Origin of the sequence: Paraburkholderia sp. GAS41 (assembly GCF_050436545.1) — a bacterium.
Classification (GTDB): domain Bacteria; phylum Pseudomonadota; class Gammaproteobacteria; order Burkholderiales; family Burkholderiaceae; genus Paraburkholderia.
On the sequence record NZ_JBNDMK010000003.1, the window covers coordinates 305,851 to 326,362 of the forward strand.

Sequence of the window (20,512 nt, forward strand, 5' to 3'; positions counted from 1 at the left end):
ATCCTGACAGCGCTAACGGAGCCGACCGAGAAAAGCCGAATGCTGATGTAGACAAGAATCCGACGCCGTGCCGCTTCGACATCCAGGCACAGCGTTCCATAAGAGAAGGAGACAGCGAATGACAGTAGCTTTGCGCAAGTCGAGACAGTCGGCTTTGAGCGTATTCCCGACAAGTCGCGATACGCGAGATCTAGCGATCTTTCCACCCCCATGCCTGGCGTCCTCACCCCATTTTCTGCGCCAGTGAGCGGCGCCCTTGCGGCACCGGTCGATCTCTCGTAACGCCATTGACTCAATGGGCGGCGGCATCCAGCAAGGAGCAATCCCCGATGCCTTCGCCTCGCCACTACTTTTAGGGAAAACCAACATGCGTCATAGCCATCTTCATCGCGCGGCCGCTGCCGCCGCCGTAGCGCTCTTTGCCGGCGTCGCCGCCACCTCGAGCCAGCCGGCCCAGGCAGCCGACGACGTCCTGAACGTCTACAACTGGTCCGACTACATTGCCAAGGACACGATCCCGAATTTCCAGAAGGAAACGGGCACGCGCGTCAAGTACGACAACTACGACAGCGACGACACGCTGCAAGCCAAGCTGCTCGCCGGTAGCTCGGGCTACGACATCGTCGTGCCCTCGTCGAACTACATGGCCAAGCAGGTTCAGGCGGGCGTCTACCAGAAGCTCGACAAGTCACATATCCCGAATCTGAAGAACCTCAACCCGACGCTCATGAAGATGATCGCGGACACCGATCCGGGCAACCAGTACGGCGTGCCGTGGGCCTACGGTATCGACGGCATCGCCTATAACGAGCAGGCGGTCAAGAAAGCGCTCGGTGACAACGCACCGGTCGATAGCTGGGCGCTCGTGCTCGATCCGCAGTACCTCTCGAAACTGAAGGGTTGCGGTGTCTCGTTCCTCGATCAGCCTGCCGACGTATTTGCGGCGACGCTGCAGTATCTGCACAAGGACCCGAACAGCACGAACCCGGCCGACTATCAGGCCGCGTTCGAGGTGCTGAAGAAAGTCCGCCCGTACATCACGCAATTCAACTCGTCGGGCTATATCAACGACCTCGCGAACAACGACGTCTGCGTGGCCGTGGCGTATTCGGGCGACGTGGGTATCGCACGCCGCCGTGCTCAGGAGGCCAAACAGTCCTACACCATCAAATTCTCGAACGTGAAGGAAGGCGGCGTGTTGTGGTTCGACATGATGGCCGTGCCGAAAGATGCACCGCATCCCGAAGCCGCGATGAAGTGGATCAATTACATCGAGGATCCCAAGGTCAATGCGCAGATCACGAATGAAGTGTTCTATCCGACGGCTAATGAGGCGGCTCATCAGTATGTGACGCCCGCAGTCGCCCAGGACGCGAGCGTCTATCCGCCCGAAGATGTCCTCAAGAAGATGACGTTGCTGAAATCGCTGCCGGTCGAGATCCTGCGTCTCGAGAACCGCCTGTGGTCCCAGTTGAAGACCGGACGCTGATTGTCTAAAAAACGCTCCTCGAAGGACATCATGAAATCGACGCATTCCGCTCACGCAAAAGAAGCCGCGCGCTCGCCGGCAACGCATTCTGGGGACGAGTTCGTCCGCATCGAAAATGTCGTCAAGAAATTCGGCGACAGTACTGCGGTCGATAACGTCAGTCTGACGATCGCAAAGAACGAATTGTTTGCACTACTGGGCAGTTCAGGCTGCGGTAAATCCACCCTGCTGCGCATGCTTGCGGGTCTGGAGACCGCAACCTCGGGCCGGATCTACGTCGACGGCGAAGACCTCGCTTCGCTGCCGCCCTACCGCCGGCCTGTGAACATGATGTTCCAGTCGTACGCGCTCTTTCCGCATATGAGCGTGGAAGGCAATGTGGCGTTCGGCCTCAAGCAGGAAGGCGTGCCAAAGAGCGAAATCAGGGAACGCGTTGCCGATGCCCTCAATCTCGTGCAGATGAGCAAGTACGCGCAGCGCAAACCGCATCAGCTTTCAGGTGGTCAGCAGCAGCGGGTGGCGCTCGCCCGTTCGCTGGTCAAACGTCCCAAGCTTCTGCTGCTTGACGAGCCCATGTCCGCGCTCGACAAGAAGATCCGCCAGAAGACCCAGCTCGAACTCTGCAACATCATCGACAAGGTGGACGTGACCTGTGTGATGGTCACCCACGACCAGGAAGAAGCGATGACCATGGCGAGCCGTCTGGCCGTCATGAGCGAAGGACGCATCGTGCAGATCGGCTCGCCCAGTCAGGTCTACGAGTACCCGAACAGCCGCTTTTCGGCCGAGTTCATCGGCTCGACCAATCTGTTCGAAGGGACGGTGGTCGCGGACGAACCGGATCACATTTTCGTCGCAAGCGAAGACCTCGAAACGCCCATTTACGTGAGCCACGGTATTACCGGTCCACTCGGCATGCCGGTTGGCATCTCGGTGCGTCCGGAGAGAATCCATGTTTCGCGCGACAAGCCCACCGCAGCCAACAACTGGGCGCGCGGTATGGTCTCCGATGTCGCCTACATGGGCAGTTATTCGCTCTATCACGTGCGCCTTCCCGGCGGCAAGGTGGTCGTGTCGCATCTTTCGAGTCATGAACTGCTCGGCGAGAATGCGCCGGCGTGGAACGACGATGTCTACATCTCCTGGTCATCCGCCAGCGGTGTAGTCGTCACGCAATAAGGAAGCCAAGCACATGAGCACTTCCCTGCCCTCCACTCACGCGCCGTCCACTGGAGGCGGTGCGCAACGCGCCGCCCTCGCGCGCGCGTTCTATCGCTTCGTGCCCTCGGGACGCTCCACCGTCATCGGCATTCCGTTCTTGTGGCTCACGGTATTCTTCGCGCTGCCGTTCGTGCTCGTGCTCAAGATCAGCTTCGCCGAATTGAAGATGGGCATTCCGCCTTACACGAACCTCCTCGAGATAGAGGACGGCGTCATCCACTTCGCCCTGCAACTGGGGCACTACGCGTTCCTGCTGCAGGACGATCTGTACATTGCCACGTATATCAGCTCGTTGAAAATGGCCGCCGTGTCGACCTTCTTTTGCCTGCTGATTGGTTATCCGATTGCGTATTACATTGCCCGCTCGGAACCGTCGCGACGCAACATGCTCATGATGGGCGTGATGCTGCCGTTCTGGACCTCGTTCCTGATTCGCGTGTATGCGTGGGTTGGCATCCTCAAGGACGACGGTTTGCTGAATCACACGCTGATGTCGATCGGCCTGATCCACTCGCCGCTGCGCCTCTATCACAGCGACGCGGGTGTCTATATCGGCATGGTCTATTCGTACTTGCCGTTCATGGTGATGCCGCTGTATGCGCACCTCGTCAAGATGGACCTGACCTTGCTCGAAGCCGCGTACGACCTCGGTTGCAAGCCCTGGACGGCATTCACGCGCATTACTTTGCCGCTGTCGAAGAACGGCATCATCGCCGGCAGTTTGCTGGTGTTCATTCCGGCCGTCGGTGAATACGTCATTCCAGAACTGCTCGGCGGCGCCGACACGCTGATGATAGGCCGCGTGATGTGGGATGAGTTCTTCAACAACATGGACTGGCCGATGGCCTCCGCTGTCACCGTCGCGATGGTTCTGCTGCTGCTCGTGCCGATGGCCGTGTTCCAGTACTACCAGGTCAAGGATCTGGAGGCAAGCAAATGATCAAGCCAAATAGAACGCTCTCCAATACCGTGTTGAGTTTCGGGTTTCTGTTTCTCTATATCCCGATCATCAGCCTCGTGGTGTACTCGTTCAACGAGTCCAAGCTCGTCACCGTCTGGTCGGGTTTCTCGCTGAAATGGTATGCCGCACTTCTGCAGGATGACGAACTACTTACGGCCGCGTGGCTGTCGCTGAAGATCGGCCTCATGACGGCATTCGCGTCAGTCGCCATCGGTACATGGGCCGGCTACGTGCTTGCGCGTATGGGGCGATTCAAGGGCTTCACGCTCTACACCGGCATGCTGAATGCGCCGCTCGTGATTCCCGAAGTGATCCAGGGCATCTCGCTGCTGCTGCTGTTCGTCGCCCTCGAGCAGTTTATCGGCTGGCCCAAGGGCCGCGGCGTGGTGACAATGTGGATCGGCCATGTGATGCTGTGCGTCTCGTACGTAGCAATCATTGTGCAGTCGCGTGTGAAAGAGATGAACAAATCGCTCGAAGAGGCCGCACTCGATCTCGGCGCCACACCTCTCAAGGTGTTCTTCGTGATCACGTTGCCGCTCATTTCGCAAGCACTCGTCTCGGGCTGGCTGCTTTCGTTCACCTTGTCGATCGACGACCTCGTGCTGTCCGCGTTCCTCTCGGGCCCAGGCTCAACCACGCTGCCCCTCGTCGTATTCTCGCGTGTGCGGCTCGGTCTCAATCCTGAGATGAACGCACTGGCCACACTCTTCATCTGCGCGGTGACGATCGGCGTGATCGCAGCCAACCAGATCATGATGGCCCGTGAGCGCAAGCGAGCACGCGACATGCAGATCGCCCTGACGCTGCCTGATCCTGCCGACACGCCCGCACGCGCGGTCGCGCACGGTGCGGTTCGCCGTCCGGTCGGTCAGAGCGCCGCCACCTGAACCCGACCCGCGGTCTTCGACGTTCGCAGCGACGTGCCAGCGTGTTCACGAATGCGCTAGCACGTCGCTATATTTTTTCCGCTTCCCTCCCGCGTCGCGGCGTTGCGGAAGTGAGAGGGCCAGCCTCTAACGAAGTGGACGCTGAGTCGATCAGGAAGTCGCGAAATGCTGTCGCCACATGCGGCAGGCGCCTGTCCGACACATGGACGACATGCCACGCACGCTCTATCGGTGTAGCTGGGACAGGCAACAACGCAAGCAGGCCGGCCTGAAATTCCAGTGCGCAAGCATGCAACGACAAAAAGGCGACGCCGAGCCCCGCTTCGACGAGTTGCTTGATCGCCTCGTTGCTGGAAAGCTCAGAGGCGGCATGAAGCTTCAAGCCCTGCTCCTTGAAAAGAGCCTCGACAGCCACCCGGGTGCCGGAACCCCGCTCCCTGACAAGCAGATTGGCGGCGCCAAGGTCGACTAACTGCACCTGTCTTGCACTCATCAGCGGATGCGACGGCGCGGCAACGAATGCCATTGGATGCCGCGCGAATGCCGTGGCATGCGTGCGCAATTCGCGTGGTTGGCGTCCCATGATGGCGAGATCGATTTCATGGGTTGCCAGCATACGTACGATATCGTCCCGATTGCCGATGCGGAATTGCAGTTTCACGCCGGGCCTCGCCTTCGTGAACTGAACAAGCAGCGGCGGCACAAGATATTCCGCCGTGGTGATGGCGCCGATCCGCAGCGTTCCGCCCAGTTCCCCACGCAGCGCCGCAACCTCTTCTCCCGCTTCATTCCAGAGACTGAGAATTTCGTTTGCATAGCGAACCATCACCTCGCCGGCGGCGGTGAGCTTCACTTCGCGGCCAGCCCTGCGCAGCAGTGGCGTGCCGGCAGCCTCCCCTAGTTGCGAGATCTGCAGCGATACCGCCGGCTGCGTCAGATGCAGTTCCTCTGCTGCGCCGGAGACACTTCCCACACGCGCCACCGTATGCAGCGTTTTCAACTGACGAAAGGTGGTGGTTTTTAACATTAGCAAAACCTTATGGTTTGACTGCAATTATTCAATAGTGGAAATAATACGGGCACCTTATATTTCTATCCGGCAGGTCGTCAATAGGAAGTTCACTGCATCCCTTAGCGCACGGTCAAACCCAGAGAGACATAGCATGGCTCACCATCGCAATAGGCACACCGTTGAAGCGCCTCACCGCATTGTCATTGTGGGAGCTGGCGCGGCTGGACTCGAACTTGCCACGAGACTCGGCAATGGCGTCGGCAGGGACCGCCTCGCCGACGTGGTGCTGGTCGACCGGAATTCCGCTCACTTCTGGAAGCCGCTGTTGCATGAAGTTGCAGCGGGCCAGATCGACGCATCGAGTCATCAGATCGAATACGCAGCGCATGCCAAGTGGAATCACTATCGCTTCGAACGTGGTGGATTGCAAGGCATCGACCGCGAACGACGCGAGATCATCGTCGACGAAACCAACGACACGGACGGCAATACCCTGCTTCAGCGCCGGTCGATTTCCTACGATACGCTTGTACTGGCGCTGGGTAGCGTCACGAACTTTTTCTCTGTGCCGGGCGCTGAGGACTACGCACTGACACTCGAGACCGTAGAACAGGCGGAGTCCTTCCGCAGACGGCTTCTGTCGCGCCTTCTGCGTGCCGGACATGCACAGCAGGCGGTTCCTCGATCCGGTAAGACGCCCGTCTGTGTGACCGTGATTGGTGCGGGTGCGACCGGCGTCGAATTGGCCGCTTCGCTACGCAGTCTGGCGGAGATGCTGCGCGACTACCACCTGCCCTCGCTCAATCCGCTCACGGACATTCGCATCCGCTTGCTGGAAGGCGCGAATCGCGTACTACCGGCGCTGCCGCAGGAGATTTCGTCGCGCGCTCACGACGTCCTGAAGCGTCTTGGTGTCGAGGTGCTGACCGACACGCAGGTCCGCTCCGTTCATGCGGAATCGGTTGTCGTCGGCGATGATCGCGCGTTGAGCAGCGACCTCACGATATGGGCTGCTGGCGTCGAAGGACCGGCCGTGTTGAAAACGCTGGGAGGATTGAGCTTGAACCGCCTTGGGCAGGTGGCCGTCGATCGCATGTTGCAGGTCGATCCGTCATCGGGAATCTACGCGATGGGCGATTGTGCCGCCTGCTCCGCACGCGGAGACGATGCCCTCGTGCCACCACGGGCTCAAGCGGCCTGGCAACAGGCGGTGTATCTGAACGACGCGATCGCCAGGCGCCTGAAACACTGTCCCGTGCCGCTCTTTTCGTATCGGGATCAAGGGACACTCATTTCGTTCGGCCATGCGGGGGCAGCGGGAGCGCTGATGAGTGAACTGTTGCGCCGCCCATTGATTATCGACGGGTGGTTTGCAGCGTCGTGCTACAAACACCTGTACCGTCGACACATCCTGGGCCTCACGGGTATCCGGCGCACGGTCATGTATGCGGCGAGCCAGTGGCTGCGCGAACGGGTGCGACCGACGGTTAAGCTGAACTAGTGGGCGGGGGGCGTCTGTCCCCACCCGGAGGTGCCGGTCGGTGCCGGAACACGCAGAACGTTCGCCGGTTTCTGACGCGTGAATGTGGTGAGACGTTCAGGTTCAATCGGTCCTTCATGGCATGGATCAAAAGCGGAGCCCCCAGGAACATGGGAGAGGTCGCAGATGAATAGATCAGGTTACACAAGGCCGACATCAAAGCCTAGCCGCCTTATGCCGTACGCATCAGACGGCATGCGGGCAGGACGTGACAATCGAACGTCGACCCCACATCGTTGACAATACTGCGTTTGATTTGCTGCAATCCGTCGAAGCAAGGATTGATCGAATGCGCAGCACCTCCACTGCGTTTCAACAAGAGTCAGCGTTGTATCTATGTATCAGCCTATTCGCAATCCACGTGGTCCAAATCTATTTCGCAAGACGGTACGTCGAGTAGCGAGGAGCATGTCTCGCGGGGTGAATGGAACATTTTTTCGTGGTCCTGAACGGCTGCGACGCAGCGGCTCGACTGCAGTGAAAGGGACGAACTCGGCCGGACGTGACCCTGCGCGAGCCGAAACGTTGATTTAATAAGGCCCCTCGTTGAAGGGGCCTTGCACTACGAAATCACCGTGTTTCTGTTAGTACGTCACAGAAGTCCCGCTGCCGGTAAAGCTGTGCTGGACAGGAGAGTCATTTGCATAGTCGTTCACGGCCTGGATAATGTTCGAGATCTGCTGCGGCAACATGCCGCCGCTGACAGCGGTCATTTCGGTACGAGCCATCTCAACGACTACGGGGAGGTCTTTGATCGCGAGCGTGTTCATTTCGATTCTCCAAGGGCATATTGGTCAGTCAGGGAACGTCGGAGCTTTGTTTTGAGGGTGTCGCCACGCCTCGATAATGATTAGGCAAAGTGCGTGCCAGACTGTGGCGCCGTGCTATGACCTCGCGCAATCACTTGAAAATACTGGCTTTTAAATGGTCAACCGTGCGAATTAATAAACCGACGTGCGCGCTGAACCGGTGGGTCGAATCCAACTTTCTGTCTGCCGCTGTGGGTTAGATCGCGACACATGCGCTGCGCCGGCTGAATTGAATACCTCGGAAAACGATGTTTCCAATGCCCGCTGGGGCCACAATCATGGCCGGTGTGACCATGACATTGATGTGCCGAGAAGTCGCTACTTGTTGCGTCATTCCAAGTTGCCATCGTTGGATGTGCCATCGCGCTGATTTCGGCGGCTATCGAGGCGATCTCCGCGCGCACGCTGCTGTAGTCGTTGATCCATCCTCGCCGCGTACGGGCAAGCTCGTATTCGTCCTCGCTGACGAACATCGCCACGGCATAGCATTCGAAGCGAGTGCTTAAACGATGCCGATTCAAGGTATCAATGATCTCCTCAGCCGTGTCGCGCTGTTCAGCGTCATTTGTCCCATGATCTTGTCTCAGGAGATAGAGAAGCTGGCGTAGAAAGCCCCTGATTGCTCTGCGACGAAAAAAAACCGGCGAACATCATTTCACCTCGAGCGATCATGAAGTATACAAACAGTAATGCACTTCCCGTCGCGTTGATATACGGGTGTGCGCTTTACTGATCGCGATTTGCGAATCGACCGATCACCCTCCCCCCAATCCGGAGTCGGGGGCTGATCTGGCAGGGCGGCTCAGAATCCGGGATCAGTCACAAGTGTCGCTAGAGAAAGATCACATTTTTACCGGAGGTTACATGCAATTTCTCGTTAAGTACGGCAGTTGCGATGTCTACGTCTCGGACAAGGCCTCGCAGGAGATGACGGCAAAACAGAACTCACACCCGATGTATAGGAGCAAGCCTTCGACCGAATTCTTGCGACTGGTCCACGACCTGGACGTCACGAAAGTACAGAAAGCACTGGAGTTCGCAGAGACAATGGCGAAGCAGGGCTCCCGGGCCATCCAGGGGCACCTGAAATCAATGTCCGCGTTTGACAAGGCCGCTCAGGCGAAATTCGCCGCCACCGGGCAGTGGCCCGTCAGCGCGCTGAACAGCCTGCCGAGTGACGGGCTGAATCCCCAACTGACCGTCGATCAGATCTTTGACTTCTCCCCGGTCGGCATGGGCCTGCAGAAGTACTTCCATCTGGGGTTCGCCGATCCTGCCTACCTTGAACGGGTCCAGCGGGTCGGAAATGTACTCGAAAAGATCGTGCAACACTTCACAACCGGCTTCAAGCTGGAGTTATTGACCTCGTCCGAGGTAAACGGCTGGAATGGGAGGGCGATGCCGGCCCGACTCGGTGACCGGAATGGCATCCGCGATTTCTTTGGCGATCCGCAGATGCAATATCACGAGCCGCGGAAGTATGTTGCCGAGTTCGACAGGATGCAGTTGCCGATCGACTACGTCGCATTCTGTGAGCGCGACGCGGTTGCGCGCACCATCGTTCACGAGATGTCGCACATCGCCGCGCTCACGGAGGACGTTCTTTACAAGCACGAATCTTTCAGCAAGAACGAGGCGGAGCGCACAACCTCGGCGGGGAAAATGATGCCTCAAGGCATTGCCGTGCCAGGCAGAGCCAAGCCGATGCAGCCACTGACCGGCGTGGCGCGCGATCGCAAGGCAAATGTTCGCAGCAGCGATCTGATCGACTCGGCGACCTACGTCCACAACGCGGACAGTTACGCCTGGTTCTCCCGACGAATGATGAAAGACCTCCAACCCGTGGATTTCCAGAAGTTCAAGCAGGCTTGAAGCGCGGATGCCTTGCAGGGATGTGCTTGTAACTGGCGTCTCTGTCGCTGCCGAACGGTTCCACTTCCTGGGGGCACGTGGGTCATGTGCTGTATTGCCTCGGAAAACGTTCGCTCTGCGACTCAATGCGTGTGCGGCTGAATGACGGCGTCTTTGCAGGGTGCTTGGCCTGACGTCGATTCGTCGTTCAGCTGCAGCGCATCAATGCCCGTGTTGCTGTGATTGAGCATCGAGCGGGCGCAATTCATATCGAGCGCGCCCTCCCATCGAGCGACCACGATGGTCGCGACGCCATTGCCGATCAGGTTCGTTACAGCGCGCGCCTCATTGAGAAAGCGGACAACGCCGACCAGCAGTACCAGCCCGGATACCGGTATTTTGTGCACGGTAGCCAGCGTGCCCGCCAGCGCGACGAACCCGGCTCCGGTAACGCCGGCTGATCCTTTGGATGTCAGCAGCATCACGCCGAGAAGCTGCAACTGGTCCCAGATGGAAAGATGAATGTTCATCGCCTGGGCAATGAACAACGAAGCCATCGTCAGATAGATCGCGGTGCCGTCGGCATTGAAGGTGTAGCCCGTCGGCAGCACCATCCCGACGACCGGTCGCGAACATCCCAACTCCTCCATCTTGATGAGCATCTGCGGGAGCACCGCTTCGGTGGAAGCCGTACCCAGGGTGATGAAGATTTCATCCCTGATGTATCGGAGGTATTTCCACAATGAAAGACCGCACATCCGCATGATGAGACCCAGCACCAGCGCCACGAAGAGAATCGAGGTCAGATAAAGGCAGAGCATCAGTTGGCCGTATGACGCCAGCGTGCCAATCCCATACTTCGCGATGGTGAATGCCATACCGCCGAAGGCTCCGATGGGTGCCACGTACATCACGATCCGGACCACACCGAACATGCCCTGCAGAAACATATCGAGCATGTCGACAAACGGCGTGGCACGCGGGCCGAGCCTTGCCAGAGAGATGGCAAGGAGAACTGAAAAGAAGATGATTGGCAGTATTTCTCCGTTCGCGAACGCCCCGACGATGCTGTTCGGAACGATGCTCATGAAGAATTCAAGCAGACCATGCTCCTGTGCGGCATGGGTATAGGTCGCGACGGTCGAACTGTCAATCTGCGCGGGGTCAATGTTCATGCCACTGCCCGGCCTGATGAGATTGACGATCACGAGACCCACCGCGAGTGCAATCGTCGATGCGACTTCGAAGTACAGGACCGCCTTGACGCCGACCCGCCCGGCCTCATGAAGGTCATTCATGCGGGCAATACCGACAACGACGGATGCGAAGATGATCGGGGCCAGCAGCATCCGGATCAGTTTGATAAACAGGTCGCCGAGTGGCTTGAGTTGCGAACCGATATCAGGGTAGAAGTGACCGACGAGAACACCAGCAATAATGCCAATCAGAACCTGGACGTAGAGCCTGGAAAGCGATTTTCCGATCTTTGAAACCCGCATGACTGTCTCCTATGCGTGGCATCTTTTAATGAAAGTCGGGGCGAACCCTCGCAGCGGGATGGACCGCTGCAATGAGCACGGACCGATTTCGCCTGCGTTCCTTCTATCTATATTTGTGAACGCCACGCCGACGCTGTCGCCGGCGCGTTTGCCGCGAGTGATCTGACTAGCGGCTTATGCAGACAGCTTTTGCATCTCGGCGAAGAGATCGGCTTTTCCTTCGAAGCCGATGCCGGGAATATCTGGCATGGTGATGTAGCCGGTTTCGACTTTCACGCCGTCTGGGAAGCCACCATAGGGCTGAAACAGATCCGGATAGGATTCGTTGCCGCCGAGGCCGAGGCCGGCCGCGATGTTCAACGACATCTGGTGTCCGCCGTGCGGGATGCAGCGACTCGGTGACCAGCCATGCTGCCGGAGCATGTCGAGCGTGCGCAGATATTCAACGAGGCCATAGCTCAACGCACAGTCGAACTGCAGCCAGTCGCGATCCGGGCGCATACCGCCGTAACGGATCAGATTGCGGGCGTCCTGCATCGAGAACAGGTCTTCGCCGGTGGCCATCGGCTTGTCGTAGTAGTTGCGCAGCGTCGCCTGCAGTTCGTAGTCGAGCGGGTCACCTGGTTCCTCGTACCAGAACAGGTCGTATTGCGACAGCGCTTTCGCGTACTGGATTGCAGTGTCGAGATCGAAGCGTCCGTTGGCATCGACGGCAAGCTTTTGTCCGTCACCGAGCACGCTCAAAATTGAGTCGATGCGGCGCAGATCTTCATCGAGCGAGGCGCCGCCAATCTTCTTCTTCACGACCGTATAGCCGCGGTCGATATAGCTGCGCATTTCGTCTTTCAGTTTCTGGTGATCCTGGCCGGGGTAATAGTAACCACCCGCGGCGTAGACGAAAATCTTGCGGTCGGGTTGACCGTTACCGTAGCGGTCGGCCAGCAACTGGAACAGCGGCTTACGTTCGATCTTCGCAACCGCATCCCAGATCGCCATGTCGATCGTGCCGATCGCGACCGAACGCTCGCCGTGGCCGCCTGGCTTTTCGTTTGTGAACATCGTGGCCCAGATCTTGTGCGGATCGAGGTTATCGCCTGTGTCGTCAACGAGGCTGGCAGGATCGGCTTCGAGAATGCGTGGAATGAAGCGCTCGCGCATCAGCTTGCCCTGGCCGTAGCGGCCATTGGAATTGAAGCCGTAACCGACAACCGGCTTTCCATCCCGGATGACGTCCGTCACCACGGCGACGAGACTCAGCGTCATCTTGCTGAAGTCAATGTAGGCATTGCGGATCGGGGAACTGATCGGAACGGTCTTTTCGCGGATTTCAACGATTCTCATGACGATGTCTCCTGAGTTTTGGGCACGAATTGCATGGATGGGGCGGCAATGGGACGTAGCTTATCCGCGAATGTGGGCGCTATACTTCACCGAAATTCATTTCATTTGTTACCTCAAGTGAATAACGGAAATGGCAACCGACATCGCCTCTGATTTCGATTTTTTTATCCTTCTCGCCAGGCTCAAAAGCATGTCCGGAGCCGCGCGGGCGCTGGATCTGACACCGCCCGCCGCGACCAAACGACTGGGCTTGATCGAACAGCGCCTGGGGGTGCGGCTCGTCAACCGGACAACCCGGAACATCAGCCTGACACCCGAAGGCGAGACTTACTTGCGATACGCGACGCAAATCGTCGGACAGGTTCAGCAGATGGAGGAAGAGATCTCCGGCACTCGAACCGATCCACACGGCCTCTTACGCATCAACGCCACGCTCGGCTTTGGGCGCACGACCATCGCGCCACTGGTGTCTGATTTCGCGAGGCGCTTTCCCAAGGTGGAAATCCAGTTCGAGGTGACCGACCGGCCTATCGATCTGGTCGCAGAAGGGTTCGATATGGCGATCCGTTTTGGCGAGCTTCCCGACAGCCGCCTCAGCGCGCGGCGCATCATGAGCAACCGTCGCTTCCTGTGTGCCTCTCCGAAGTATCTGGAGCGGTTCGGGACGCCCGAGCGCGTGGAGGATCTGGCTGAGCACCGTTGCATCATTCATCGTCAGAATGACGACGCTTACGGTGTGTGGCGATACATACGGGACGATCATCTGGAAGCGCTCAAAGTCAAAGGGGCGCTGTCGAGCAACGATGGCGACATCGTGTTGCGGTGGGCACTCGACGGACACGGCGTATTGATCCGTTCCGAATGGGATCTGGCGAAATACGTCCAGAGCGGCCGGTTGAAACTGGTTTTGCCGGATACCCCGCTGCCGGCGGCCGACCTCTTTGTCTACTACCCCAGTCAGCGAAACCAGACGGCACGCGCACGCGCATTCATCGATTTCCTGGTCGACCATTTTCACGCGCCGTTCGTCCCGGTTGAAACGGGCGCGTTGATCTACGAACAAAAAAAGCGAGCGGGACGGAAGACGTGAATTATCGAGGTCAGTGAAATCGAGGGTCGGCCGGCATGCATCAGATGAGGTCGCGGCGGCGTCCGGTCATCCAGGCATCTGCGCCCTTGCGGGGTGAAGCAACGGCGGTGCCTTGTATCTCGATGGGAAATCCGCATCAGGAAACCCACTGTGCCAGGAATAGGACCTATTCCTCGCCGACTACTACCGCATGTGCCGCCACGAGTGGACGATACGCCTCAACCAACGCACGACGGCATTGGCGCAGATGCAGCACTCCGCCAGAACCTGCATGGGGCATGTGAGCGGACCACTCAAAACACACTCTCAAGGGAATCATGACGCAAGCTCTGAAAGGCAAACTCGCACTCGTGACCGGCTCTTCTCGCGGCATCGGCGCCGCTATCGCCACCCGTCTCGCGCGGGACGGTGCATCGGTCATCGTCCACTACGCGTCGAGTTCGGAACGCGCGGATGCAGTGGTCAAGGCGATCCGCGATGCAGGTGGGGAGGCTGTAGCAGTCGGTGCCAATCTGTCGAAGCCCGAAGGCGTGACGGCGCTGATCGATACGTTGAACGGCGTCTTCGGCGGCAGGTTCGAAGGTCGGCTCGACATTCTCGTCAACAACGCCGGCACCGTGGAATACGGGCCGTTTCTCGAGTCGTCGGAGACGTCGTATGACACGCACTTCAATCTCAATGTGCGGGCTCCGATCGAACTGGCGAAGGACGCGGCAAAGCGCATGGTCACGACCGGCTGGGGACGCATCATCAATGTGGGCTCTGCATTCGGCGAAGCCGCACCGCTGCCTGGTGTCACGCTTTACATCGCGTCGAAATTCGCCATCCGGGGATTCACACGCGGCCTTTCGCGCGAACTCGGGCAGTTTGGCGTCACCGTCAATGCGGTTCAGCCCGGCCCGATCGACACCGAACTGGCTCCCCAGCCAGGCACCGAAGCCCACGCCACGATGACCCGGCTCGCGAGCGTGGGTCGCTTTGGCAAGCCCGAAGAAATCGCCGCGGCGGTGGCGTATCTGGCGAGCCCCGAAGCAGGCTACACGACCGGCGAAAGTTTGACGGTCGATGGTGGGTGGATTGCCTGAGGAAACCGGCGAGCGTTTCCGCTGACACGCTATCAGGCCTGATCCGCGGGCAGACGTGCGTGTCAGCCTGCAGCGCGTGCGCGCGCCAAAGCATTCGCACGCGCTGCAGGACGCCATTGCCAGTCGACACACATGGACGAAGACACTACGTTGCTTGCCTTGAGCGCTATAGCCCACCGCTCACGATTGGCTATCTTCCGGCTGCTCGTTGCCGTGGGGCCGCGCGGGTTGCCCGCAAAAGAGATCTCTGCGCAGCTAGGAATCGTCCCGTCCAGTCTGTCTTTCCATCTCAAGGACATGTCACGCGCGAACCTTGTGTCCCGCAGCCGGGAAGGAACCTTCATCTATTATTCGGCGGCCCTGGATGCCATTCATGGCGCTATCGACTTTTTGACTGAAAACTGCCTTGCTGGCGCAGCAGGGAATCCTTCTTCCCGGTAAGAAGCTGCACCGTTCGCGCTCTTTCCGACGTTGCCGGCGGCGCTTGGATCGTTGGTCATTTCCCGGTATCGTTGATCGCTGGGCAAGATGCGCCCGCTGGCCTGGAGCAGACGAAAGGCTCGTGCGGCTGCATGACGGACGTGACCACCAATCGGGAGACGTAATGAGAACGCTCAAAATCATGGAGCATATCTCGTTGGACGGTGTGATTCAGGCCTCGGCAGAAGACGGCTTTCCCTACACTGACTGGACCGTGCCCTATCGGACCCCCGCTGGCCGTGACTTGATCCTCGCCGAGCATGGGAAGCGCTTCGATCTGGTACTCGGCCGTCGCACCTACGATCTCTGGTCGGCCTTCTGGCCGACGGCGCCAGGCAGTCCGATGGCCGAAGGCTTAAACGCGGCAACCAAATATGTCGCGACGCATCGTCCGGAAAGTCTTGAATGGGGCCCGTTTGAGTGGCTTGGACCGGATGTTGTCGAAGGCGTTCGCCGTATCAGGTTGCAGGAGGGCCCTGCCCTGATTCTGTGGGGGAGTTCCACGCTGACGTCTACGCTGCTTGAACAGGGGCTGGCGGATGAAGTCCTGCTGGCCGTCTATCCAGTCCTGCTGGGTACCGGAAAGCGCTTCTTTGCAGAGGGAACCTCGCCGCGCGCCTTCGAACTCGTCCGCACCCAAGCAACGCCGTCCGGCGTCAATCTGTGCACTTACAAGGTCGCCGGTCCGCTGAAGACTGGGTAATCCGGCAAACCGAGTTGAGATGGGGTTCTGTCGCGATCTGCAGGCGCTTACTAATAGACCGCCTTGCTCAGCGGACTTCAAAGATGCCATCGACTTCCACCGTGGCGCCGGCCGGTAGCGTCGCCACGCCCACCGCAGTGCGCGCATGGCGGCCAGGCTCCCCGAACACCGCGAACATCAGGTCCGAAGCGCCGTTGATGACCTGGGGGACATCGGGATAGCCCGGGGTGCAATAAACGAAGCCGCCCAGCCGATGGCAACTCACCACGCGCTCGAGGTCGCCATCCAGTGCCAAATGAAGCGATGCCAGCAGATTCAGCGCGCATATCTGTGCCGCTTTTTGACCGGCTTCAAGATTGTGTTTCTCGCCGACAGGTCCAGCGTAGCGGACGTCCCCTTCCCACTCGCAAATCTGGCCCGCGAGGAAGATCAGCGAGCCAGTGCGAGATTACGGTTTGAAGGCGCCGCGCGGAACGGGGACTTTCGGAAGAACCAAACCCAGCGCTTCAAGACGTTTTGCCGGTGAATCGTTTGTGGTCATAGCCTTGTCTCCTCGTGAACGATACTGCGAATTCCGCAGAGCCTACACATCAGAAAGTGGCGCAAATCGCACTCCCGGTCAAGGTCCTTGCGGACCCGCGTGGTGCCACACTCGACTACCCTTGCGTTCCCTGACTCATGACGGCCCCACACCGGACAATCACGCTTTCCGGAAACGCTCACTCAACCCGGATGCCGTACGTAGTAGATGTCCCATTCCGTTTCGCCAGTCTGCACGAAGCCATGCTGCAGATAAAAGCGATTCGAATCACTGCCGCGCAGGGCACCCAGGCGGATGGGCATGCGTTGCGCGTCGGCACGCTCAAAGACATTCCGTAAGACGGCTGCGCCAATGCCTCGGCCCTGGCGTTCGGGCAGGATATAAAGATGATCAAGGAGCCAATGATCTTTCTGCGGACGAATCAGGATAAAGCCTGCCTGGGTACCATCGGCCTCAATGAATCGGCACAAAACAGGATCAAATGACGCGAGGAAGCGCTCGCGAGCGCGTTGTGGATCGAATCGGCCGATGCGCTCCAAACTTTCGCGCATAGCGGCAATACGAATGTCGACCAGGGTGTTAGCGTCGGATTCGGTTGTGGCAGTGAACGCTAAATTCACAGGAAGCGATTTGTCGATGGTCATTTTTTATATTGATACGCAGCTACACCCCATTTTCGGGGTGAATCGTGTTTGATCCAGGGCGAGTTTTGCAGCGTCGAAAACCGGGCTGTAGATCGTCAATTGCGCAGTCCGCTGGCACAGATTGTTGACGATCTAGCCAGCGACGTCGAGTGTCCGAGCCTGACCAAACTCGCTGATTGCTCCCAGTCAGTGAGCGCAGCGCAGAATCATGGGCTGCGCCATCGGCCAGCAGCGATCGATCTTCCGCCCCGCATTCAAGCAGCCGCTGCTATTGGCCGATAACGCACTTACGCATTTTTGGACGATCACGATGAACCCCGAAGACAAAGCTTTGCCCGGCAGTTCACTTCAGGCCGCATTCCTGCGCCACGAGGAAAGCCTTGCACCGCCCGGCCGCTGGCTCGGCGACGACAACCCCGCCGTTTATCGCACGCTGCTCGAATCCACCCAGGCTATCCCCTGGAAGATCGACTGGGCGACCATGCAGTTCGCCTATATCGGCCCGCAGATCGAAGCGCTGCTCGGCTACGCGCCGTCCACCTGGAAAACGGTCGAAGACTGGGCCGCGCGCATGCATCCGGACGACCGTGAGTCCGTGGTGAATTTTTGCGTCGCGCAGTCGCAAGCAGGCACCGATCATGAAGCGGACTATCGCGCACTCACCGCCGACGGCGGCTACGTATGGATTCGCGACGTCGTCCACGTCGTTCGTAAAGAGAACGGCGACGTTGACGCGCTGATCGGTTTCATGTTCGACATCAGCGAACGCAAGCGCACGGAGGAACGGCTTGCGGGGCTCCAGCGCGAACTGGAACGCCTGTCGCTGTCCGACAGCTTGACGGGCGTCGCCAACCGTCGCATGTTCGACACAGTGATCGCGCGCGAATGGGCGAGCGCGGCGGCATCGGGCAAGCCGCTTTCGCTCGTGATGGTCGACATCGATTTCTTCAAGTCGTACAACGATTATTACGGTCACCTGCAGGGCGACGAATGTCTGAAGCGCATCGCGCGCGTGCTCGGCGAGGCCGCCGGGCCGAATGCGTTCCTGGGCCGGTTTGGCGGCGAGGAATTCGTGCTCGTGCTCGCGGAAACCGACGCAGACGAAGCCGTGCGCGTCGCAGAGCGTTGCCGCACGCTGATCGCGGATGAAGCCATCGCGCATCTGCGCTCGCCGCACGGTCAGCGAGTCACCGCGAGCTTCGGGGTGGGCACCGTCGTGCCGAACGAAGGCATCGATGTCATGGCGTTCATCAATCTGACCGATGCGCAGCTCTATCAGGCCAAGGACCAGGGGCGCAACCGCATTTCGGCGGTGGACCGGGCAGGTATCGGCGGCGAGGGATTCAAGCTGCAGTCGCGCTGATCCTTTCTTCGATAGTGCGACGCACAACCGTTTCTGGCCGACCGGAACGCGGGTGAACGGACGGATGATGCTTGTCGCGCCTTCCGCCATCATCGTGCTGACTCATCCGTTATCTCAACAGCCAGCTAGGAAACGAAAGGCAGCTTCTGATCGCGCGCCGCAGCGAGCATCGACAGCGTAATCTTGCGTACCTCGAGCTTGCTCTGGGTGATGTGCGCGCGCAGCAGGATGCTGGCTTCCGTCAAGCGGTTACGCTCGACCAGGTGCAGCATGGTCGAATGTTCGTCATAGGTGGCACTGGTGCGGTGCGGCTTGAGGAAATCCAGCCGCCGCACAATGCGGATGCGCTCGGTGACCTCATTGTGTACCCGGAGCATTTCGCCATTGCCGGTCGCCCCCACCAGTTGCCGGTGGAAATTTTCGTCCATGCCGAACATGGTGACGGGGTCGCTCTCGCGCAGTTCGGGCTCGACGCACCAGATCGCCGTGAGCGGTGCGATCGCCTCGTGCGGCGCGTTTCCCGAGGTCAACCGCTCGAGCGAGGCCAGTTCGAGCACGATGCGTAAATCGTAGAGCTGGTCCAGTTGCTCGAAATTGATCTGCGCGACTTTCCAGCCGCGCCGGAAACCGACCTCCAGATAGCCCTCGCGTTGCAGCCGGAACAGGCCATCCCGCATTGGCGTGCGCGATACGCCGTAGTGTTGGGCGATGTCGCTTTCGGAAAAGCGGTCGCCCGGAAACAGCCGGAAACTGAAGATGTCGCTCTTCAGTTGCAGATACACCTGCTCGGCCAGCGGGTTGGGCCCGTTGACCGCGAACGGCGCACTTGCCAGCTTCACGTCGCTCGTTTCGTGTTCGCTCATCTCGCAGCCTCTCCTTGCGTTCCGTTCTTATGATGGGCGTCTGGCCTGGGACGTTGCGATCAGACTCACATGGGCCGCGACAATTTTCCAGCCGTCGTGCGCCTCTGAGGCTTCCCCAACGCGCGCCCAGGTCTGCATCTGCCGGCCGAGCAACGCGGTGGCGTCGCTGGTGAACTCCGTGCTGACCGTCGCGAAGTCGCTGCCGAAGGTGGTCACCACCGTGCGATGCAGCCGCCGCGACACAGGCACGGGTTCGGCCGACGCCCGCCACGCGCGAATCGCCGCGCCGCCGCGCTGCACTTCGGCGATTCCGTAACGCACCGTCTCGGGCGTATGCCAGAACAGCGCGTTCATCGTGTCGAGATCGTTGTCGACCAGCGCCCGTTCGTATTCGATAAACGCAGCCGTCACCTCGGCGACGATTTCCGGCTTGTTGACTTCCATCCTCACAGTCCCTGTTTCAATGCTGCCAATGGCGCGGTCCAGCCCACGATGCCGCCCTGCGAACGGATCATCTCCAGACTCGCCTGCCTGAACGCCGGAAAATAGCTGGCGGTGGCGTCTTCGATCAGCAGGCACTCGTAGCCGCGGTCGTTGGCCTCGCGCATGGAAGTCTGCACACAGACTTCGGTCGTGACGCCGGCGAACAGCAGATGCGTGATGCCGCGTACGTTCAACGCTTCGCTCAACTGCGTCGCATAGAACGCGCCTTTGCCGGGCTTGTCGATAACCAGTTCGCCTGCCACGGGCGCCAGCGCGTCGATAATCGCATTGCCCGGTTCGCCGCGCACGAGAATCCGTCCCATGGGTCCGGGGTCGCCAATGCGCATGTGCGGTGCGCCGCGCAGCCGCTTGGCCGGCGGGCAGTCGGACAGGTCCGGCGCGTGCGATTCGCGTGTGTGGACCACCAGCAAGCCCGCGCGACGCGCCATCGCAAGCAGCTCCACCACGGTCGGCACGATGCCCGCGAGCAACGAGACATCGTTGCCGAGCGATTCGCCGAAGCCACCCGGTTCGATGAAATCGCGCTGCATGTCGATGATGACGAGCGCCGTATGCCGCGGTTCGAATACGAATGCAGAGGGGAGTGCCTGAACTTCAATGCTCATGGTTTCAGCCTTGTTATCACG

The 20,512-nt window shown here is 59.4% G+C and carries 21 protein-coding genes and 1 pseudogene; 12 read left to right on the forward strand and 10 right to left on the reverse strand.

Translation table 11 applies throughout. From position 1 onward, the window contains the following. The first annotated feature begins 367 nt into the window (after window positions 1-367). From P3T43_RS07505 to P3T43_RS07520, 4 genes are read left to right on the forward strand one after another with little or no spacing between them, the layout of a single operon-like run. The gene (locus tag P3T43_RS07505) at window positions 368-1,489 is read left to right on the forward strand and encodes a polyamine ABC transporter substrate-binding protein (RefSeq protein ID WP_429280412.1); all 1,122 of its coding nucleotides are present in this window, start codon (window positions 368-370) and stop codon (window positions 1,487-1,489) included. A gap of 30 nt (window positions 1,490-1,519) precedes the next feature. Beyond that, a complete protein-coding gene (locus P3T43_RS07510) occupies window positions 1,520-2,668 on the forward strand; it encodes an ABC transporter ATP-binding protein (protein WP_429280413.1) in 1,149 nt (382 codons plus the stop codon). Between the two features lie 13 nt (window positions 2,669-2,681). Next, on the forward strand, window positions 2,682-3,650 hold the full coding sequence (locus tag P3T43_RS07515; protein ID WP_429280414.1) for an ABC transporter permease subunit: 969 nt from the start codon (window positions 2,682-2,684) through the stop codon (window positions 3,648-3,650). Continuing rightward, the gene (locus P3T43_RS07520; RefSeq protein ID WP_429280415.1) at window positions 3,647-4,561 is read left to right on the forward strand and encodes an ABC transporter permease subunit; all 915 of its coding nucleotides are present in this window, start codon (window positions 3,647-3,649) and stop codon (window positions 4,559-4,561) included. The genes P3T43_RS07515 and P3T43_RS07520 overlap by 4 nt, the downstream gene beginning before the upstream one ends. A gap of 67 nt (window positions 4,562-4,628) precedes the next feature. On the opposite strand, the gene P3T43_RS07525 is transcribed toward P3T43_RS07520, so the two are convergent. Further along, a complete protein-coding gene (locus P3T43_RS07525; protein WP_429280416.1) occupies window positions 4,629-5,588 on the reverse strand; it encodes a LysR family transcriptional regulator in 960 nt (319 codons plus the stop codon). Between the two features lie 190 nt (window positions 5,589-5,778). Between P3T43_RS07525 and P3T43_RS07530 the strand changes: the two genes are divergently transcribed. Then, on the forward strand, window positions 5,779-7,074 hold the full coding sequence (locus P3T43_RS07530) for an NAD(P)/FAD-dependent oxidoreductase (protein ID WP_429280417.1): 1,296 nt from the start codon (window positions 5,779-5,781) through the stop codon (window positions 7,072-7,074). Continuing rightward, entirely contained in the window at window positions 7,074-7,247 is a 174-nt protein-coding gene (locus P3T43_RS07535) for a DUF6434 domain-containing protein (RefSeq protein ID WP_429280418.1), read from the forward strand. The genes P3T43_RS07530 and P3T43_RS07535 overlap by 1 nt, the downstream gene beginning before the upstream one ends. Before the next feature lie 450 nt (window positions 7,248-7,697). Here the strand turns inward: P3T43_RS07535 and P3T43_RS07540 are convergent, their stop codons facing one another. Together P3T43_RS07540 and P3T43_RS07545 are read right to left on the reverse strand one after the other, a co-directional pair. Beyond that, entirely contained in the window at window positions 7,698-7,883 is a 186-nt protein-coding gene (locus P3T43_RS07540; RefSeq protein WP_429280419.1) for a hypothetical protein, read from the reverse strand. Window positions 7,884-8,041: 158 nt separating this feature from the next. Then, a pseudogene (locus P3T43_RS07545) lies at window positions 8,042-8,548 on the reverse strand (hypothetical protein); the annotation flags it as partial. 238 nt (window positions 8,549-8,786) lie between these two features. Between P3T43_RS07545 and P3T43_RS07550 the strand changes: the two are divergent. Then, window positions 8,787-9,794 carry a hypothetical protein gene (locus tag P3T43_RS07550; RefSeq protein ID WP_429280420.1) on the forward strand — a complete coding sequence of 336 codons (1,008 nt, stop codon included), beginning with the start codon at window positions 8,787-8,789 and terminating at the stop codon, window positions 9,792-9,794. Window positions 9,795-9,916: 122 nt separating this feature from the next. Here the strand turns inward: P3T43_RS07550 and dctA are convergent, their stop codons facing one another. Then, window positions 9,917-11,272 (reverse strand): C4-dicarboxylate transporter DctA, encoded by a 1,356-nt coding sequence (gene dctA / locus P3T43_RS07555; RefSeq protein WP_429280421.1) that lies wholly within the window; start codon window positions 11,270-11,272, stop codon window positions 9,917-9,919. Window positions 11,273-11,446: 174 nt separating this feature from the next. Beyond that, window positions 11,447-12,613: a mandelate racemase/muconate lactonizing enzyme family protein gene (locus tag P3T43_RS07560; RefSeq protein WP_429280422.1), complete on the reverse strand. Its 1,167-nt coding sequence runs from the start codon at window positions 12,611-12,613 to the stop codon at window positions 11,447-11,449. A 130-nt stretch (window positions 12,614-12,743) separates the two neighbouring features. Between P3T43_RS07560 and P3T43_RS07565 the strand changes: the two genes are divergently transcribed. The 4 genes from P3T43_RS07565 to P3T43_RS07580 all read left to right on the forward strand — a co-directional run bounded on the left by P3T43_RS07565 (window position 12,744) and on the right by P3T43_RS07580 (window position 15,971). Beyond that, window positions 12,744-13,703 (forward strand): LysR family transcriptional regulator, encoded by a 960-nt coding sequence (locus P3T43_RS07565; protein WP_429280423.1) that lies wholly within the window; start codon window positions 12,744-12,746, stop codon window positions 13,701-13,703. Between the two features lie 317 nt (window positions 13,704-14,020). Next, complete coding sequence (locus tag P3T43_RS07570) at window positions 14,021-14,788, forward strand: SDR family NAD(P)-dependent oxidoreductase (protein WP_429280424.1); 768 nt, start codon at window positions 14,021-14,023, stop codon at window positions 14,786-14,788. 132 nt (window positions 14,789-14,920) lie between these two features. After that, window positions 14,921-15,229, forward strand: coding sequence for an ArsR/SmtB family transcription factor (locus tag P3T43_RS07575; RefSeq protein WP_429280425.1), 309 nt, complete (start codon window positions 14,921-14,923; stop codon window positions 15,227-15,229). 163 nt (window positions 15,230-15,392) lie between these two features. After that, the gene (locus tag P3T43_RS07580) at window positions 15,393-15,971 is read left to right on the forward strand and encodes a dihydrofolate reductase family protein (RefSeq protein WP_429280426.1); all 579 of its coding nucleotides are present in this window, start codon (window positions 15,393-15,395) and stop codon (window positions 15,969-15,971) included. A 67-nt stretch (window positions 15,972-16,038) separates the two neighbouring features. Here P3T43_RS07580 and P3T43_RS07585 read toward each other — a convergent pair whose 3' ends face one another. Continuing rightward, window positions 16,039-16,404, reverse strand: a complete 366-nt coding sequence (locus P3T43_RS07585; protein WP_429280512.1) for a RidA family protein — start codon at window positions 16,402-16,404, stop codon at window positions 16,039-16,041. 290 nt (window positions 16,405-16,694) lie between these two features. Continuing rightward, window positions 16,695-17,156 carry a GNAT family N-acetyltransferase gene (locus P3T43_RS07590; RefSeq protein ID WP_429280427.1) on the reverse strand — a complete coding sequence of 154 codons (462 nt, stop codon included), beginning with the start codon at window positions 17,154-17,156 and terminating at the stop codon, window positions 16,695-16,697. Between the two features lie 310 nt (window positions 17,157-17,466). Here P3T43_RS07590 and P3T43_RS07595 point away from each other — a divergent pair, with 310 nt between their 5' ends. Next, entirely contained in the window at window positions 17,467-18,519 is a 1,053-nt protein-coding gene (locus tag P3T43_RS07595; RefSeq protein WP_429280428.1) for a sensor domain-containing diguanylate cyclase, read from the forward strand. Window positions 18,520-18,644: 125 nt separating this feature from the next. Here P3T43_RS07595 and P3T43_RS07600 read toward each other — a convergent pair whose 3' ends face one another. Genes P3T43_RS07600 through P3T43_RS07610 form a run of 3 tightly spaced genes read right to left on the reverse strand, consistent with a single transcriptional unit; the run spans window position 18,645 to window position 20,491 of the window. Beyond that, window positions 18,645-19,382 carry a GntR family transcriptional regulator gene (locus P3T43_RS07600; RefSeq protein WP_429280429.1) on the reverse strand — a complete coding sequence of 246 codons (738 nt, stop codon included), beginning with the start codon at window positions 19,380-19,382 and terminating at the stop codon, window positions 18,645-18,647. A gap of 27 nt (window positions 19,383-19,409) precedes the next feature. Beyond that, on the reverse strand, window positions 19,410-19,826 hold the full coding sequence (gene hpxZ, locus P3T43_RS07605; protein ID WP_429280430.1) for an oxalurate catabolism protein HpxZ: 417 nt from the start codon (window positions 19,824-19,826) through the stop codon (window positions 19,410-19,412). Window positions 19,827-19,828: 2 nt separating this feature from the next. Beyond that, complete coding sequence (locus tag P3T43_RS07610; protein WP_429280431.1) at window positions 19,829-20,491, reverse strand: cysteine hydrolase family protein; 663 nt, start codon at window positions 20,489-20,491, stop codon at window positions 19,829-19,831. Between the last annotated feature and the right edge of the window lie 21 nt (window positions 20,492-20,512).

Excerpts from the sequence above, each read along its gene's own strand:
- dctA (WP_429280421.1), bottom strand. The coding sequence starts at position 11,272 with ATGCGGGTTTCAAAGATCGGAAAATCGCTTTCCAGGCTCTACGTCCAG.
- P3T43_RS07520 (WP_429280415.1), top strand. The coding sequence starts at position 3,647 with ATGATCAAGCCAAATAGAACGCTCTCCAATACCGTGTTGAGTTTCGGG.
- P3T43_RS07550 (WP_429280420.1), top strand. The coding sequence starts at position 8,787 with ATGCAATTTCTCGTTAAGTACGGCAGTTGCGATGTCTACGTCTCGGAC.
- P3T43_RS07595 (WP_429280428.1), top strand. The coding sequence starts at position 17,467 with ATGAACCCCGAAGACAAAGCTTTGCCCGGCAGTTCACTTCAGGCCGCA.
- P3T43_RS07600 (WP_429280429.1), bottom strand. The coding sequence starts at position 19,382 with ATGAGCGAACACGAAACGAGCGACGTGAAGCTGGCAAGTGCGCCGTTC.
- P3T43_RS07510 (WP_429280413.1), top strand. The coding sequence starts at position 1,520 with ATGAAATCGACGCATTCCGCTCACGCAAAAGAAGCCGCGCGCTCGCCG.
- P3T43_RS07560 (WP_429280422.1), bottom strand. The coding sequence starts at position 12,613 with ATGAGAATCGTTGAAATCCGCGAAAAGACCGTTCCGATCAGTTCCCCG.
- hpxZ (WP_429280430.1), bottom strand. The coding sequence starts at position 19,826 with ATGGAAGTCAACAAGCCGGAAATCGTCGCCGAGGTGACGGCTGCGTTT.
- P3T43_RS07505 (WP_429280412.1), top strand. The coding sequence starts at position 368 with ATGCGTCATAGCCATCTTCATCGCGCGGCCGCTGCCGCCGCCGTAGCG.
- P3T43_RS07580 (WP_429280426.1), top strand. The coding sequence starts at position 15,393 with ATGAGAACGCTCAAAATCATGGAGCATATCTCGTTGGACGGTGTGATT.
- P3T43_RS07590 (WP_429280427.1), bottom strand. The coding sequence starts at position 17,156 with ATGACCATCGACAAATCGCTTCCTGTGAATTTAGCGTTCACTGCCACA.
- P3T43_RS07570 (WP_429280424.1), top strand. The coding sequence starts at position 14,021 with ATGACGCAAGCTCTGAAAGGCAAACTCGCACTCGTGACCGGCTCTTCT.
- P3T43_RS07575 (WP_429280425.1), top strand. The coding sequence starts at position 14,921 with ATGGACGAAGACACTACGTTGCTTGCCTTGAGCGCTATAGCCCACCGC.
- P3T43_RS07565 (WP_429280423.1), top strand. The coding sequence starts at position 12,744 with ATGGCAACCGACATCGCCTCTGATTTCGATTTTTTTATCCTTCTCGCC.
- P3T43_RS07525 (WP_429280416.1), bottom strand. The coding sequence starts at position 5,588 with ATGTTAAAAACCACCACCTTTCGTCAGTTGAAAACGCTGCATACGGTG.
- P3T43_RS07540 (WP_429280419.1), bottom strand. The coding sequence starts at position 7,883 with ATGAACACGCTCGCGATCAAAGACCTCCCCGTAGTCGTTGAGATGGCT.
- P3T43_RS07515 (WP_429280414.1), top strand. The coding sequence starts at position 2,682 with ATGAGCACTTCCCTGCCCTCCACTCACGCGCCGTCCACTGGAGGCGGT.
- P3T43_RS07610 (WP_429280431.1), bottom strand. The coding sequence starts at position 20,491 with ATGAGCATTGAAGTTCAGGCACTCCCCTCTGCATTCGTATTCGAACCG.